The following is a 13693-nucleotide window of genomic DNA, read 5'->3' on the forward strand; positions in this document are numbered from 1 at the left end:
TCTCATGACTAGAGGTTAAAAAAAGAAAGAGGAGCCGCGGCTCCTCTTTCCCGGTTTACTTGCTGCTTCGGCGTCTCAAGAGGAGAACGCCGGCTGCGATCAGGCTTAGGCCGGCCGCATAGAGGCCAAGGGGCCGGGATTCGCCCGTCTGGGGCAGCCTGTCGACGGGTGAAGCGGAAGGCTCATCAAGCAGCGTTTCCTCGGATACGTTCCCTTGGGTGCCTTCCGCAAGCGTCTGATCCGGTTTATCCGGGGTCAACTCGTTATTATTGTCGGAAGCGGGAGGCTGGCTGCTGATCGGGCCTATGACGATACCCGGAACGGTCGACGGACCAGGACTTGGGCTCGGCAAAGCCGTATCGGGACTTGGTGAAGGAGTGGTCCCGGTCGATGCCGTCCCTCCGCCTGTCGGACTCGGAGTGATAACGGGCACCGGGCTAGGCGTATTCGCAGGTGTAGTCGTAGGTGCAGGAGTCGGCGTATTCGAAGGTGTAGTCGTAGGTGTAGGAGTCGGCGTATTCGCAGGTGTAGTCGTAGGTGTAGGAGTCGGCGTATTCGCAGGTGTAGTCGTAGGTGTAGGAGTCGGCGTATTCGCAGGTGTGGTCGTAGGTGTAGGAGTTGGCGTATTCGCAGGCGTAGTCGTAGGTGTAGGGGTTGGCGTCGGCGTCGGCGTAGGCGTCGGAGATGCCGCCGGCGGGCAGGTGCCGGAATCAAAAGCAAAGGAGGCGGTTTCCTGGCCGTGGGCGTAAACGATCAGCTTGCCGGGCGGTGTTAACGTTCCTGTCAGCGGAATCGATTCAAAAGGACCCAGGACTGCCGAGCCTTTGATATCCGTTCCTTGGAACTCCCACCGGTAATCCAACTCCACATCCAGCTTGTTTTTCAAGGTAAAGTTCAAAGGGTAGGAGGCCGCTCCATCGCAGGCTTTAATCAACTCGGTAGTAGGGATCCCGACGGCGTTATTGACCTTTGCAATGAAGAGGAGCTCCGGAGGATGTCCTCCCAGGGACAACTGGGTAATCTTGTCTCCCATGTAACCGTCCACCTGATAGGGACCCCAATCGGGCAAATCGACGGGTACGGTATACGTGGTACCCCGGGCGCTGCTGCCTCCCGTATAGATGCCGGTTACGGAAGCATGAAGAATTTGAACCTGGTAAGGAGCGCCGGCCACGGTTACTTTATCGACTACGTTAAGCGGATAGCGGTAGCTGGAGACCGTTACCTTGACGCACGCATTTTGCTTCACGGTGAAGGTCACGTTGGCTTTACCGGTGGCAGCACTATCTGCTAAACTGATGACAGCAGGGCCTACGTAGGTTTTGTCGACCGATGGGCTTGTGCAGGCTTGAGGACCAGGCGTTGGCGCGTCTGTTCCTCCCTGATTGGGGTTTCCGGAACCCGGACCGTACGTGTCGCCGGTTACGGTATCCGATCCGTAGGTACTTGCCGTAACGGTGGGCGAAACTTGTCCATTCTGCTGCTCATCCGCGCTGGCCGCAAGGCCGAAGCTCGACATCAGCAGAGTGCCCAGCAGGACGGCAACCATAGGGCGTTGGTATGCTTTCTTCATGCAGCACCTCGTTTTTGTTATTATTTTATTGGCAAAGAACGGACGTTAGAACCGGGTCGGACAGGCCTATGTACAGACGGCGCATTGGACGATCATTTTGGGCTGGGCGGCAACCGGGACTCCTCCTTTCATTTCGGGAATGGGCTTTCCTAACCGCCGTAACCGAAATTAAGACCTTAGGCCCGATAAGGATAGGAAAGAAGAACGTTTCTGCTGTGTATTAACCTTATTTTTCCGACTATAAACGCCGGAATGGAAAAAAATTCATGGAGCGGAACGGCCTGCTTTTTGCGGCTTTAGGCATGGGGGTCTGCTCCAATTTTGATACAATAGACCTAGTTTCACATGAAATTTTGCCATAAAACGTTGGACAGACACGAAGCGCAGATGCCGGGAACACCTGCGCGAGCGCTCAACGAATGGGCTTCCCTTGCATACGTCAGACCGCAGAGCGGACGCTCCAGGCGGTCTATTTTTTTTTGGGAAAAGCCAAAATCATCACAATCAGGGTCGCGAATGAAATCATCAGCGTCAAAGCATCTTTCATTTCCATAAGCACATCACCCCCTTCTGCTGGGAACGGGAGCGAGCCGACCGCCCTGACAGAGCCGCCATTCCCTTGTGTGCATGTCCAAATTATAACACACGAGCAGAGAAATAGGAACATCCGTTCGCATTTGTTCCCGCCTTATCCGTTTAACCAGAGCGGACGCAGGGTAAACAATTTGTACAGGTTGAAAGGGAAGAAGGCGAAAGAGATGAACCTAGCTAAGAGCGGCGGAGCCGCTTTGCTGTCGGCTGCCCTGCTGGGCATGTGGGGCTGCTCGTCGGATACCCGCCAGTCGGTCGGCTCCGGAGCTTCCCCGCTTGTGCGCCCGGCGGCGATGTCGGACACCGTGCAGGCGGCAGCGGAACCATCCATGCAGGCGGAAGGGGTGGCCGGCCCGAAGGCTCCCCCGGCAGCACCGGCTAAGGAAGGGGAAGCGAACGGACCATCCGCTTACGGCGGCAGCCGGCCGGCTGCCTATACGGGAGATGAACTGTTTGAGATCGGCACAACGGACAGCTGGTGGGGGCTCATGAACCAAAAGGGAGAAACGGTGGCCGAGCCGAAGTACCGGCTGTCCTTTCCTTCGACGGACGGAATTTCCCTGGTCAATCCCGTGCCGGGGTCGGGTCTGGAGCCGGCCGCTTTGATCAACGCGGGAGGGAAGGTCATTGCCTCGGGCTTTGACTTCTCGGGCGAAATCTCGGAAGGGCTCGTCTATGTCAAGAAGGCAACGAAGCAGGTCTTCCTCGACTACGAAGGACAGACGGTGCTTGACCTCGGCCGGCTGCCGGCCGATGCCCGTGTCGGGGGCTTCCATGACGGGCTGGCCAAAATCGACAGTGGCTCGGAGCATTATTATATCGACCGGAGCGGAAAGACGGTGCTGCAAACCTCCTATGCCCAGGCGGGAGATTTCTCGGAAGGGCTTGCTTACGTGCCCGGGGAAGGCTTTCTGGATAAGTCGGGGAACCTGGCCATCGTGCAGAAGGACTACGTCAAGGCCTATCCTTTCAAGGAAGGCTTAGCCAAAATCGAATACCCGGACCGTACCTACAGCTATATCGACAAGTCGGGAACGGTTCTGACGGAGCGGCGGTTTACCCGGGCGACCGGCTTCTCAAGCGGCCTCGCGGGGGTTTCGGAAGGGGAAGGCTTCCGCTATATCCATCCGAATGGAGAGAACGCCGGGACTGTCGTTTGGGAAGATGGCAGGGAATATTCCGAGGGACTGGCTGCCGTTAAGCAGGGCGGCAAATGGGGATATATCGACCCGAAAGGGCAGCTGGTGATCGAGGCCAAGTATGAAGAGGCCTTTCCTTTCCGTAACGGGCTTGCGGTGGTTTATACGGGAACAGACAGCGGTCAGGATACGCTGTATATTGACCGGGAAGGAAAGGTGGTTCGTCCCAAGCTGGAGGGGAGCCCCTCCAGTTAAGCCTGCAGGCGGCCTGGTCCAGCTGTTGAGTTCGGAAGACGGAACCAGTGCCTTATCCGGTAACTTTGTTGGCGGAGAAAACATCCGATGCGCACGAAAACCAATAGGAAGCCGAGCAACACTCACGGATAAGACACCAGGCAGCCTAAAGGAACAAGCGCCCATGCCCAAAAGAACCTTTCTCCAAGCAGGAATCCAGCTGGAGAAAGGTTCTTTGGTAGGAAGCCGTTTTGCTTACGATGCCAATTCTACAAATGTTCCACCAGATCGCCCGGCAGAAGAGAGGAGTCCGTGAGACGGGAAGCCGCGGCCCGGTCCCCCGCTAGTCCGTGCAGGTACACCCCGAAGCAGGCGGCCTGCACGTCGGACAGCCCTTGGGCAAGCAGGCTTACGATGACGCCGGATAATACGTCGCCGGAGCCGCCCTTAGCCATGGCCGCATTGCCGGTGGGGTTAAGGTAAACGCGGCCGTCCGGTGCGGCGATGACGGTACGTGCTCCCTTCAGCACGAGCGTAACGCCGTGTTCGGCGGCATACCGGCTGGCGTGGCCGATGCGGTCCTTCTGCACCTCGGCGGTGGTCGTCCCGGCGAGCCGGGCCATCTCGCCGGGGTGGGGCGTGAGCACGGTACCGGCCTCCCGGCGGGGCCACGAGGCGAAGTCGGACGCCTCCGCCAGCATGTTGAGGGCATCGGCATCGAGCAGCAGCGGGCAATCGGCGCCTTCCCAGATCTCGCGCAGCCACTGGTCGTCCTCGGCGTAGCGGCCCATGCCGGGCCCGATCGCGAGCGCATCCCGCTCGGCGGCGAGCGCCGTAATCGCGCCCGCGGCCACGTGCGTCCAGTCGCCGTGGCCCGCGTCCGCGATGCCGGCGAGCATCGCCTCGGGCAGACGCCCGAGCAGATGCGGCGCGAGGCTCGCGGGCACGGCCCAAGTCGCGAGCCCGCAGCCCGTACGCAGCGCCGCCTTCGCGCAGAGCAGCCCGGCGCCGCTCATGCGCTGCGTGCCGGCCGCGATGAGCGCGTGGCCGTAGCTGCCCTTGTGCGAGTCGGCGCTCCGCTTGCGGCTCACGTCGAGGCCGAGCCCCGCGAGCACGGCCTCCGTCACGAGCTGCACCCGCACGCCGTGCTCCTCTGCGAGCGCGGCCGGGATGCCGATCGGCCGGACGGCCACCGAGCCCGCCGCTTCCGCGCCGGGGAACTGCACGAGCCCCCGCTTCAGGAAAGCGAGGGCGACCGTGCGTTCCGCGCGGAGGCACGGCTCGTGCACGGCGCCGGTATCGGCGTCGAGGCCGCTCGGCACGTCCGCGGCGACGACCGGCACGCCGGCGCCGTTCGCCTCGCGGATGAGCGCCGCATAGGGGCCGCGCGGCGCGCCTTTGGCGCCGGTGCCGAGGAGCGCGTCGATGGCGCCGTCATAGCCGTCCCAAGGGATCTCCATCGTCCCGTAGACGAACGAAGGGATCCCGAGACGGGCGGCGATGTCGCGCTGCACGGCCGCTTCCCCGGCGAGCGCCTCCGGCGGCTCCGCGTAGACGACCTCGGCCAGGACGCCGGCCTCGAGCAGGTGACGCGCCGCAACGAGGCCGTCCCCGCCGTTGTTGCCCTTGCCGGCCAGGATGAGCCAGCGCTTGCGCAGCCGGTGCCCGGCGGCTTCCCGTTCCCGGGCAAGCTCAAGCGCTTCCCGCGCGATTTCCCTTCCCGCGTTTTCCATGAGCACAAGCGCGGGAAGCCCGATCGTCTCGATCGTATGGCGGTCCAGCCTGCGCATTTCCTCCGAGGTTACGATATACATGAGCGGACATCTCCTTTTTGGTGGAATTGGGTTCAAAGGTTCAAGCCCGCTTAAGGTGCGGGGGTTTTTACAGATCCATAGGGGAATGATAGAATCAAGTATAGCGAAAAAAAGCCCCCGGCACTACTTTCCCGCCGCTGCAGCGATCCGTTGGGCCGTGAAGGGTGCCCGTATCACGCGCTTGAAGCGAGAAACGGCCCGGACCGGGGGAAAGGCGGCAGCCAAGGCTCCTTTGCTTGGTGCCGTCATATACTAAGGAAAACCGACCAGCAGGAGGATGTTAGCGTGATCATAATCAAGACCCCCGAAGAAATAGAGAAGATGAGAGCGGCCGGCCGTCTGCTGGCCTCCTGTCATCAGGAAATCAAGAAGAGAATCAAGCCCGGCGTGACGACCTGGGAGATCGACCAGTTCGTCGAGAAGTACCTGGAGGAACACGGCGCGGTGCCCGAACAGAAGGGCTACCACGGCTACGAGTACGCCACCTGCGCCTCCGTCAACGACGTCATCTGCCATGGCTTTCCTAAGAAGGAGCCGCTGAAGGAAGGCGATATCGTGACCATCGACATGGTGGTCAACCTCGACGGCTGGCTCGCCGATTCCGCGTGGTCCTATCCGGTCGGAACGGTTTCCCCGGAAGCCCAGGCGCTTCTCGAAACGACCGAGGAGTCCCTCTACCGGGGGATTGAGAAGGCCGTGATCGGCAACCGGATCGGAGACATCTCGAATGCGATCCAGACCTTCGCCGAAGGACGCGGCTATTCGGTCGTACGGCAGTTTATCGGCCACGGCATCGGCTCGGAGATGCATGAGGCTCCGGAGGTGCCCCACTACGGACCCGCCGGAAAGGGCCCCCGGCTGAAGGAAGGCATGGTACTCACCATTGAGCCGATGCTGAACATCGGACGCTACGAGGCGAAGGTCGATGCGGACGGCTGGACCGCCCGTACCGTGGACGGCAGCTTGTCCGCCCAGTACGAGCATACACTGGCCATTACGAAGGACGGCCCGTTGATCTTAACGAAGCTGTAAGGAGGAAGACTCCCAGGATCTCCGCCGGCTTCGGAAATTCTTATCCGGCAAGGCGTTCCGAAGGCGGGAGCTCCCGGTTTCTCGACCCGTCCGGCTGTCCTGCAGCCGGACGGGGAGGACCGGAGCGCTTGCCTAGCGGCCGGCGTTATTCATACCATTCCCATTAAGAAAGCAGGTAGAAGCCATGATACATAAACTAGAGCATGTCGGCATTATGGTGAAGGACATGGACGCTTCCATTCGATTCTATACGGAGATTCTGAACCTGGAGCTTGTCGGCCGGGAGAAGCTGGACAACGGGGTGGAGCTTTCCTTCCTGTCCTATCCGGATACGGATCACATTCAGGTGGAGCTCGTGGGGCGCGGCAGCGATGACATCCCGGCCGCCGGCAAGGTCGACCATCTGGCCTTTACGGTAAGCAACATCGAAGCGGAAGTGGAGCGTCTCAGAGGGCTTGGGGTGAAGTTGATCGACGAGAAGCCGAAGACCATTCTGGGCGGCGTTCAGATCGCCTTCTTCTATGGTCCCGACGGGGAACGCCTGGAATTCTTTCAACCGAAGCAAGCCTAACGCAGTAACGAAAGCGCTATCCGGGCAGCCGGGTTCTTCAACCGGACAGGCTTTCGAATCCGAAGGTTTCGGCCGACCGCCCGATTTTCCCTGATCTTTTCCGTTTGGCGGTGAATCGTTCCCTCATAGGCTCTCTTCTGGCTTTACGGCCGGAAGGGGGCCTTTTTTGGCTTCCCGGTTTTCGGCAATTCCCTGACTTGTAGAGGATTTTGTGGAAAAATGTAGAATATTATCCCAGGACGGCACCATTGTGTTTGACGGGAGGGCTTTTTTTGTCGATTAAAATGAAATTGTCTTTGTATATTTCCGTCATTCTCTCGATTATCCTGTCGGCCAATATCGTTCTGTACTACTATACCTCGCGGGATACCCTGAAAAGGGACCTGGAGGGACAGGTCCGGATGGTCGCCCAGGAAATCGCTGTCGTCGTCGAACAATCGGACCAGGCATCCGCTTATTTACAGGAACAGCTGGGGGGGAAGCTGAGACTCGCCGCCATTTCGGCGCAGGGTGAGCTCGATCCCGATATCCGTCAGGTGACCGACGAAGAGCTGGTTAAGCTCAGTGCCAAGCTGGAGGTTTCCCATATTTCTTTGCTTCAGAGAGTAAACGATGATATTGTCGTGGTAAAATCGTCCGATCCCAAAGCCGTTAACAAAGGGGTCAAAGAGCTGGGCTACTGGTACACGGCGTTGGACCAGCTTTTGGCCAGCCACACCGTCACCGTTCCCCAAGGACAGAAGCTGGTGAATTTCTGGTCCGGCCCCCTGGAGATTTCCACGACGGATCCCGTTCATATTAACAAATGGGGGTATTATAACGACGGATCGAGGGATTATATTGTAAGCCCTTTTCTGAAAGGGAATTTTCTGGAAGAATTTATCCGGGTTACCGGACCGGATACGCTGGTGAATAAGCTTCTGAAGGAGAATCCGATGTTTTTTGAAATGACCGGGTTCAATCCGGTTTATTTCGGCAGGGATTCGACTTACCCCCTGTCCGATGGCACGAAGCTGACGCCGGAGGCGAGGAAGCCGATCCGGTTCGGGACCTACCAGCTTCCGGATGCAAGGGACGAAGCGGAAATCCGCCGGGTCCATGAGGATGGGCGGTCCTTGATGACCGAAGGGAATCTGTCCGACGGCCGAAGGGTCATCAAGAGCTTCATTCCCATTCCCGGCAGCAAACCGTATGTCATCGGAATCGTCACGGATGCGGCGGCCGTTTACGGGGTGCTTAAGGAGCAGCTGGTCAAGCACATCTTCATTTCCCTTCTCTTGCTCGCCATTATTGTGGCCACGAGCTATTTGTTTGCCGATTATTTCATTCGTCCCTTGGACCGCATTCTGGAGAAGGTCAATCGTATCGCGGCGGGTGACTTCGGTCCCCCCGTCACCATACGGGGGACCGATGAGTTCAGTCTGCTGGCCGACCGGGTGAATGTCATGTCGGACAATCTCGAGGCTTCGACGGCCCGGCTTAAAGAGACGGTGGAGGAGCTCAATTCCACGAAGCAGTACCTGGAATCGTTCATCACCAATACGTCGGACTCCATTCAGGTAGTGGATCTGGAAGGAAGAACGATCCTGACGAACCAAGCCTTCGAGACGATGTATGGCTGGGACGCGAACGAAGCCTGGGGAGAACGGCTCCCGCTCATTCCGGAGGACAGGCTCGCGGAAACGGGGAGGATCTACAACCTGGTCAAAGAAGGTGGCCAGGTGACGGATGTGGAAACGGTGCACCGGCGGAAGAACGGCAGCTGCTTTGATGTGAGCACCACCGTGTCTCCCATCCGGGGAAGCCGCGGAGAGGTGGTGGCGGTGGCTTCCATTTCCCGGGATATTACCGGACGCAAGCAGACGGAGGAGATGCTGCGCCGTTCGGAGAAGCTCTCCGTCGTCGGGCAGCTGGCCGCCGGAGTCGCGCATGAGATCCGCAACCCCCTGACGACGCTGCGGGGGTTCGTCCAGCTTCAGAAGGAGGGAGGGGTCCGCAAGCCGGCCCATCTGGATCTCATGCTTTCGGAGCTTGACCGGATTAACTTCATCGTAAGCGAATTTATGGTGCTTTCGAAGCCCCACGTCCAGTCCTTCTCCCGCAAGGATCTGGGTCAGATTATCCGGGATATCGTGGCTCTCCTGGAGCCTCAGGCCATCATGGCCAACGTCGTGCTGGTTACCGAGTTCGAGAGCGGGATTCCCGAGGTGGAGTGTGTGGAGAATCAGCTTAAGCAGGTGTTCGTCAACCTGGTGAAGAACGGGTTGGAGGCCATGGACGAAGGGGGAGAGCTGAAGATCTCCCTCAAAAAAATAGATGCGAACCGGGTAATGGTTCGCATCGTGGACGAAGGCTGCGGCATTCCCGCCGATCAGCTCCATCGTCTCGGAGAGCCCTTTTTTACTAACAAGGAATCCGGCAACGGGCTCGGGCTTATGGTCAGCCAGCAGATCATTTCCAATCATAAAGGCCATATGCTGATCCGCAGCGAGATCGGCAAGGGCACCTGCATTGACGTTACCCTGCCGGTCAGCCAGCCCTAAGAGCCTCAACCGTCAGCCTCCAAAAGCATTCCGGAAGGCTGATGCTACCGCTCCCGGCTCCAGGTTCCACAGCTTGGCGATGTCGGAAGCCGCATTCTCCTCGAACCAGTCCGCGAGAAGCTTGCGGTTGCTGCCGTTCTCAACGATATAAGGCAGATTCAGGATTACTTTTTTGTAATAGAGCTCTTCGGCCTGCAGCACCTGCTCCGGAGGAATCCATACCTTCAGCCTTTTGATCGTGCGGTACAGCTCTTTGCTGCAAGCTCGGCGGATTTTGCGGGCGGAAGGAATGCTGTTCGGGTCCGCATGCTTTTCTTTGCCCGGTTGATACATGTGACAAGCCACCTGCCCCTCTGTTAGTATATGTCTATGCAGCGGAGGGAGCGGAGGTCACTTGCCGAAGCGGCGAATCGCCTGATCAGTTAACCACGATATACCCGACCATCGGGCCTTCATGGCTCGCATCGGAGTGGTTGAGGCACACGATTTTGTAGATGCCTTCTTTCTCGGCGGTGAAGGAGACGGTCGTTTCCTTTCCTTTTTTGACCTGGCCCTTGACGCCCAGGCCTTCGATGACAAAGTGGTGGTCGTCCCCATTAAAGCCCCGGATGGACAGGGTGACGGCTTCTCCCTTCTTAACCGGGATCGTGTCGGGGGACCAGCGGTACACCTCCACATCCTTGCCGTCCGGGCCCTTGGCCTTCAGCTCGGCGGTGACCATCGGGATGACCCTTGCGTTTTCGGCTTGGGCCATCGTTTCGGCGGATTTCGTTTCGTACCGGAAGTAGAGGAATGCGGCGGCAGCGGCGACGCATAGGCCGGCGGTCAACAATACCTTGGCCCGGTTGATTTTGAAGGATACGATCATGGCTTGTCCCTCCCAGGGAAAGAAATTGGGTTGCAGATACTTATGGGTATGCGGCAACCTGTCCGCTCATGATTGACAAATTTAGTTGCGGCGTGATATAACTAAGAATATTCTTTACTGCTTAAAAGCACCAACGTGCGAAAGGAACCGGAGGAGGAAGTTTGACATGGTCAAGGACAACTGCAAGATATTGGACTGTACGATCCGCGACGGCGGGCTGGTTAACAATTGGGATTTCAGCGTAGATTTCGTGAGAGACCTGTATCAGGGCTTAAGCGATGCCGGCGTGGAATATATGGAAATCGGGTATAAGAACTCCCCCAAGCTGCTGAAAGGCGCGGATTCCGGTCCATGGCGTTTTCTTGACGAGAACTTCCTGAGGGACGTTATTCCGCACAAGACGGCCACCAAGCTTTCGGCGCTGGTCGATATCGGCCGGGTGGACGAGAACGACATCCTTCCCCGCGAGGATTCCATGCTGGACCTGATTCGCGTAGCCTGCTACATCAAGGACGTGGAGAAGGGGCTGGAGCTCGTGCAGACCTTTCATGACAAGGGCTACGAAACGAGCCTTAACATCATGGCACTCTCCCATGTGCTCGACCACGAGCTGGTAGAAGCCTTCGAAGAAATAGCCAAGAGCCCGGTGGACATCGTGTATGTCGTCGATTCGTACGGCAGCATGGATGCGAAGGACATCGAATTCCTCGTGGAGAAGTTCAAGAAGCATCTCCCGAACAAGAAGCTCGGCATTCATACGCATAACAACATGCAGCTGGCCTTTGCCAATACGTTGACGGGGCTCCAGCACGGGGTTACCTACCTGGACTCCTCGGTATACGGTATGGGCCGCGCGGCCGGCAACTGCCCAACGGAGCTTCTGCTTGGCCTTCTGAAGAACACGAATTACGAGCTTCGTCCCGTTCTGGATATTATCGAGCGCCATATGCTCCAGATCCGCAAGACCTGGGAGTGGGGTTACATTATCCCTTACATGGTGGCCGGTCACCTGAACGAGCACCCGCGTGTGGCTATGGCCCTGCGCGACAGCGAGGACCGCGACAAGTTCGTGGACTTCTACGACAAGCTGACCTCTCCGGAAGTATCCGCGGCGGGAAGCAAGGCGGACTAAAGCTTCGGGCTCCGGAGCCTGACGCTTCTCTTCGGTCCCCGTTCTTAGCGGATCCCAGGCTGCAACGCACAGCCGGGCTCACCTGCTCTTGATTGTATGGAAGCTCCCCCGCCGTATGGCAGGGGGGCTTTCTTTCTTTCCGTTTGAGGGATGGTTTATGCTAGAATAGAGAGGATGGAGACTAGAAGAAAGTAGGGTGGAGATGGGAGATTGGATACATAACATTCTGGAGTTTCTAACCGGGCTGGGGTATTGGGGCATCATGCTCGGGCTGATGATCGAAGTCATCCCCAGTGAAATTGTACTTGCCTATGCCGGTTATCTAGTCAGCGAGGGAAGAATCAATTTTGTCGAAGCGGTCATTTTCGGGACGATCGGCGGCGTTATCGCCCAGATTTTTGTTTACTGGATCGGGCGCTACGGCGGCCGGCCGTTTGTGGAGAAGTTCGGCAAATACCTGCTGATCCACAAGAAGCATATCGACGCGGCCGAGAACTGGTTTACCAAATACGGGACGGGCGTCATCTTCACGGCGCGGTTCATTCCGGTAGTCCGCCATGCCATTTCCATCCCGGCGGGGATGGCGCGCATGCCCTTGAGCAAGTTTACCCTTTATACGACGCTTGCCATTATTCCCTGGTCCATCCTGTTTATTTGGCTCGGGGAGAAGCTTAGCTCCCTAGGGAAGAATTATGAGCAGATCGACGAAATCGCGGGACCCTACACGAAGCCCATTCTCGCAGCGGCTATCGGGCTTACGGCCTTGTATTTCATTATCAAGATCCTTCTGAACCGCCGGAAGCGTTGATTGGACACCGGGCGGACGTTTGCTACAATAAAGGAAGAAGGCTTTTTTGGTTTACCCATACTATAGATTCGGGAGGCTGGTCACACGATGGCAAAAAATCTCGCTAACTCACTCGGAACCGGGCTGAAGCCGCAGGCATTTATCGATTCCATGCAGAAGAACAAGGAAAAGTTTGAGGAGTACTATAACGCTTTCGAATGGACCGATGCGGAAGATAAGGAGTATTTCGAATCCCTACGCAACCGCGACGACCTGCGCTGCGTGATCCTGGCCGCCGACTGGTGCGGGGATGTAGTCCGCAACGTACCGGTGGTGTTTCGGGCGCTGGAGAACAGCGGAATGCCGGTAGAGGTTCTGATCAAGGAAGAAAATGAGGACATCATGGACCAGTTTCTGACGATGGGCGGGAAGTCCATTCCCGTTGTCATCTTTACGGATACCGGCGGGTTTGTTCTCGGTCAATGGGGACCTCGTCCGGAGCACGTGCAAGCCGTTATGAGAGAATTCAAAAAGCACAATCCCGACCGGGAGGCTCCGGATTATAACGACAACATCCAGGTGGCCCGTGCCGAGATGATGAAGCAGTACGGGGAAGGGACCGGCTACCAAGCGGTCATCGTGAAGGAATTGCGCGATTTGATTTCCTCGTTCTAAGTTGACGAATGATTGATCAACGAAACAGCCGGCAGGAGGAGCCTATGATACAAATCGAAACGGTCACACTCGGGCCATTGGAGACGAATGCTTACCTGCTGAGCGATCCCGCGGCCAAGCGGGCGGTCGTCATCGACCCCGGGATGAATCCGAAGGCGCTGCTTCGGCGGATCGCCGATCTGGAGGTGGAGGCGATTCTGCTGACGCATGCCCACTTTGACCATATCGGCGGGGTCGACGAAGTTCGCAGGCTGAAGGGCTGTCCGGTGTATCTTCACGATGCGGAAGCCGACTGGCTGACGGACGCGAAGAAGAACGGATCGGCCCGCTGGCCGGAGCTAGGCGGCCCGATTGCAACGGAGCCGGCGGAGTATGCCCTGGACGAAGGGCAGACGCTGACCCTGCTCGGCCAAACCATCCGCGTCTTCCATACGCCGGGACACTCGCCGGGAAGCGTTAGCTTCCTGATGGGAGAACATCTGTTCAGCGGGGACGTTCTCTTCCGCCTCGGGGTGGGACGAACCGACCTATACGGAGGAAGCGAGAACGCCCTGCTGGACTCGATTCAGGACAAGCTGTTCGCCCTCGATGATGAGGTCAAGGTTTACCCGGGACACGGACCCCGGACGACCATCGGCTATGAGAGGGACAACAATCCATACGTGTAACCCGATAAGGAGATTTTTCAGGGCCGCAGGGAGCCGGTTTTCGGGTTGTCTACCAGAATCTGGAGA

At 58.1% G+C, this 13693-nt stretch carries 13 protein-coding genes; 8 read left to right on the forward strand and 5 right to left on the reverse strand.

Annotated elements, in window-relative coordinates:
• Positions 1 to 55: 55 nt before the first annotated feature.
• Complete coding sequence (locus MJA45_RS05070) at positions 56 to 1573, reverse strand: LPXTG cell wall anchor domain-containing protein (protein WP_315606202.1); 1518 nt, start codon at positions 1571 to 1573, stop codon at positions 56 to 58.
• Between the two features lie 469 nt (positions 1574 to 2042).
• Positions 2043 to 2240: a putative holin-like toxin gene (locus MJA45_RS28610; protein ID WP_407083106.1), complete on the reverse strand. Its 198-nt coding sequence runs from the start codon at positions 2238 to 2240 to the stop codon at positions 2043 to 2045.
• A gap of 91 nt (positions 2241 to 2331) precedes the next feature.
• Here MJA45_RS28610 and MJA45_RS05075 point away from each other — a divergent pair, with 91 nt between their 5' ends.
• On the forward strand, positions 2332 to 3558 hold the full coding sequence (locus MJA45_RS05075; RefSeq protein ID WP_315606203.1) for a WG repeat-containing protein: 1227 nt from the start codon (positions 2332 to 2334) through the stop codon (positions 3556 to 3558).
• A gap of 248 nt (positions 3559 to 3806) precedes the next feature.
• On the opposite strand, the gene MJA45_RS05080 is transcribed toward MJA45_RS05075, so the two are convergent.
• Positions 3807 to 5351 (reverse strand): NAD(P)H-hydrate dehydratase, encoded by a 1545-nt coding sequence (locus tag MJA45_RS05080; RefSeq protein ID WP_315606204.1) that lies wholly within the window; start codon positions 5349 to 5351, stop codon positions 3807 to 3809.
• Positions 5352 to 5636: 285 nt separating this feature from the next.
• Here MJA45_RS05080 and map point away from each other — a divergent pair, with 285 nt between their 5' ends.
• The 3 genes from map to MJA45_RS05095 all read left to right on the forward strand — a co-directional run bounded on the left by map (position 5637) and on the right by MJA45_RS05095 (position 9497).
• A complete protein-coding gene (gene map / locus MJA45_RS05085; protein WP_315606205.1) occupies positions 5637 to 6383 on the forward strand; it encodes a type I methionyl aminopeptidase in 747 nt (248 codons plus the stop codon).
• A gap of 184 nt (positions 6384 to 6567) precedes the next feature.
• A complete protein-coding gene (locus tag MJA45_RS05090; RefSeq protein ID WP_315606206.1) occupies positions 6568 to 6954 on the forward strand; it encodes a VOC family protein in 387 nt (128 codons plus the stop codon).
• Between the two features lie 284 nt (positions 6955 to 7238).
• On the forward strand, positions 7239 to 9497 hold the full coding sequence (locus MJA45_RS05095; RefSeq protein WP_315606207.1) for an ATP-binding protein: 2259 nt from the start codon (positions 7239 to 7241) through the stop codon (positions 9495 to 9497).
• A gap of 12 nt (positions 9498 to 9509) precedes the next feature.
• Here MJA45_RS05095 and MJA45_RS05100 read toward each other — a convergent pair whose 3' ends face one another.
• Positions 9510 to 9830, reverse strand: a complete 321-nt coding sequence (locus tag MJA45_RS05100) for a dehydrogenase (RefSeq protein ID WP_315606208.1) — start codon at positions 9828 to 9830, stop codon at positions 9510 to 9512.
• A gap of 85 nt (positions 9831 to 9915) precedes the next feature.
• Positions 9916 to 10365 (reverse strand): cupredoxin domain-containing protein, encoded by a 450-nt coding sequence (locus MJA45_RS05105; RefSeq protein ID WP_315606209.1) that lies wholly within the window; start codon positions 10363 to 10365, stop codon positions 9916 to 9918.
• A gap of 166 nt (positions 10366 to 10531) precedes the next feature.
• Between MJA45_RS05105 and MJA45_RS05110 the strand changes: the two genes are divergently transcribed.
• The 4 genes from MJA45_RS05110 to MJA45_RS05125 all read left to right on the forward strand — a co-directional run bounded on the left by MJA45_RS05110 (position 10532) and on the right by MJA45_RS05125 (position 13627).
• On the forward strand, positions 10532 to 11497 hold the full coding sequence (locus tag MJA45_RS05110; RefSeq protein ID WP_315606210.1) for an aldolase catalytic domain-containing protein: 966 nt from the start codon (positions 10532 to 10534) through the stop codon (positions 11495 to 11497).
• A 202-nt stretch (positions 11498 to 11699) separates the two neighbouring features.
• Positions 11700 to 12305 carry an undecaprenyl phosphate transporter UptA gene (locus tag MJA45_RS05115; RefSeq protein ID WP_315606211.1) on the forward strand — a complete coding sequence of 202 codons (606 nt, stop codon included), beginning with the start codon at positions 11700 to 11702 and terminating at the stop codon, positions 12303 to 12305.
• A gap of 87 nt (positions 12306 to 12392) precedes the next feature.
• Entirely contained in the window at positions 12393 to 12959 is a 567-nt protein-coding gene (locus MJA45_RS05120) for a thioredoxin family protein (RefSeq protein WP_315606212.1), read from the forward strand.
• A 44-nt stretch (positions 12960 to 13003) separates the two neighbouring features.
• On the forward strand, positions 13004 to 13627 hold the full coding sequence (locus tag MJA45_RS05125) for an MBL fold metallo-hydrolase (RefSeq protein ID WP_315606213.1): 624 nt from the start codon (positions 13004 to 13006) through the stop codon (positions 13625 to 13627).
• Positions 13628 to 13693: the final 66 nt, after the last annotated feature.

The sequence above is a fragment of the Paenibacillus aurantius genome (genome assembly GCF_032268605.1).
Taxonomy (GTDB): domain Bacteria; phylum Bacillota; class Bacilli; order Paenibacillales; family NBRC-103111; genus Paenibacillus_AO; species Paenibacillus_AO aurantius.

Coding starts and splice junctions, on each gene's coding strand:
- MJA45_RS05115 (WP_315606211.1), top strand. CDS start 11,700: ATGGGAGATTGGATACATAACATTCTGGAGTTTCTAACCGGGCTGGGG.
- MJA45_RS05090 (WP_315606206.1), top strand. CDS start 6,568: ATGATACATAAACTAGAGCATGTCGGCATTATGGTGAAGGACATGGAC.
- MJA45_RS05120 (WP_315606212.1), top strand. CDS start 12,393: ATGGCAAAAAATCTCGCTAACTCACTCGGAACCGGGCTGAAGCCGCAG.
- MJA45_RS05105 (WP_315606209.1), bottom strand. CDS start 10,365: ATGATCGTATCCTTCAAAATCAACCGGGCCAAGGTATTGTTGACCGCC.
- MJA45_RS05095 (WP_315606207.1), top strand. CDS start 7,239: ATGAAATTGTCTTTGTATATTTCCGTCATTCTCTCGATTATCCTGTCG.
- MJA45_RS28610 (WP_407083106.1), bottom strand. CDS start 2,240: ATGTTCCTATTTCTCTGCTCGTGTGTTATAATTTGGACATGCACACAA.
- MJA45_RS05080 (WP_315606204.1), bottom strand. CDS start 5,351: ATGTATATCGTAACCTCGGAGGAAATGCGCAGGCTGGACCGCCATACG.
- MJA45_RS05110 (WP_315606210.1), top strand. CDS start 10,532: ATGGTCAAGGACAACTGCAAGATATTGGACTGTACGATCCGCGACGGC.
- MJA45_RS05100 (WP_315606208.1), bottom strand. CDS start 9,830: ATGTATCAACCGGGCAAAGAAAAGCATGCGGACCCGAACAGCATTCCT.
- MJA45_RS05070 (WP_315606202.1), bottom strand. CDS start 1,573: ATGAAGAAAGCATACCAACGCCCTATGGTTGCCGTCCTGCTGGGCACT.
- MJA45_RS05125 (WP_315606213.1), top strand. CDS start 13,004: ATGATACAAATCGAAACGGTCACACTCGGGCCATTGGAGACGAATGCT.
- MJA45_RS05075 (WP_315606203.1), top strand. CDS start 2,332: ATGAACCTAGCTAAGAGCGGCGGAGCCGCTTTGCTGTCGGCTGCCCTG.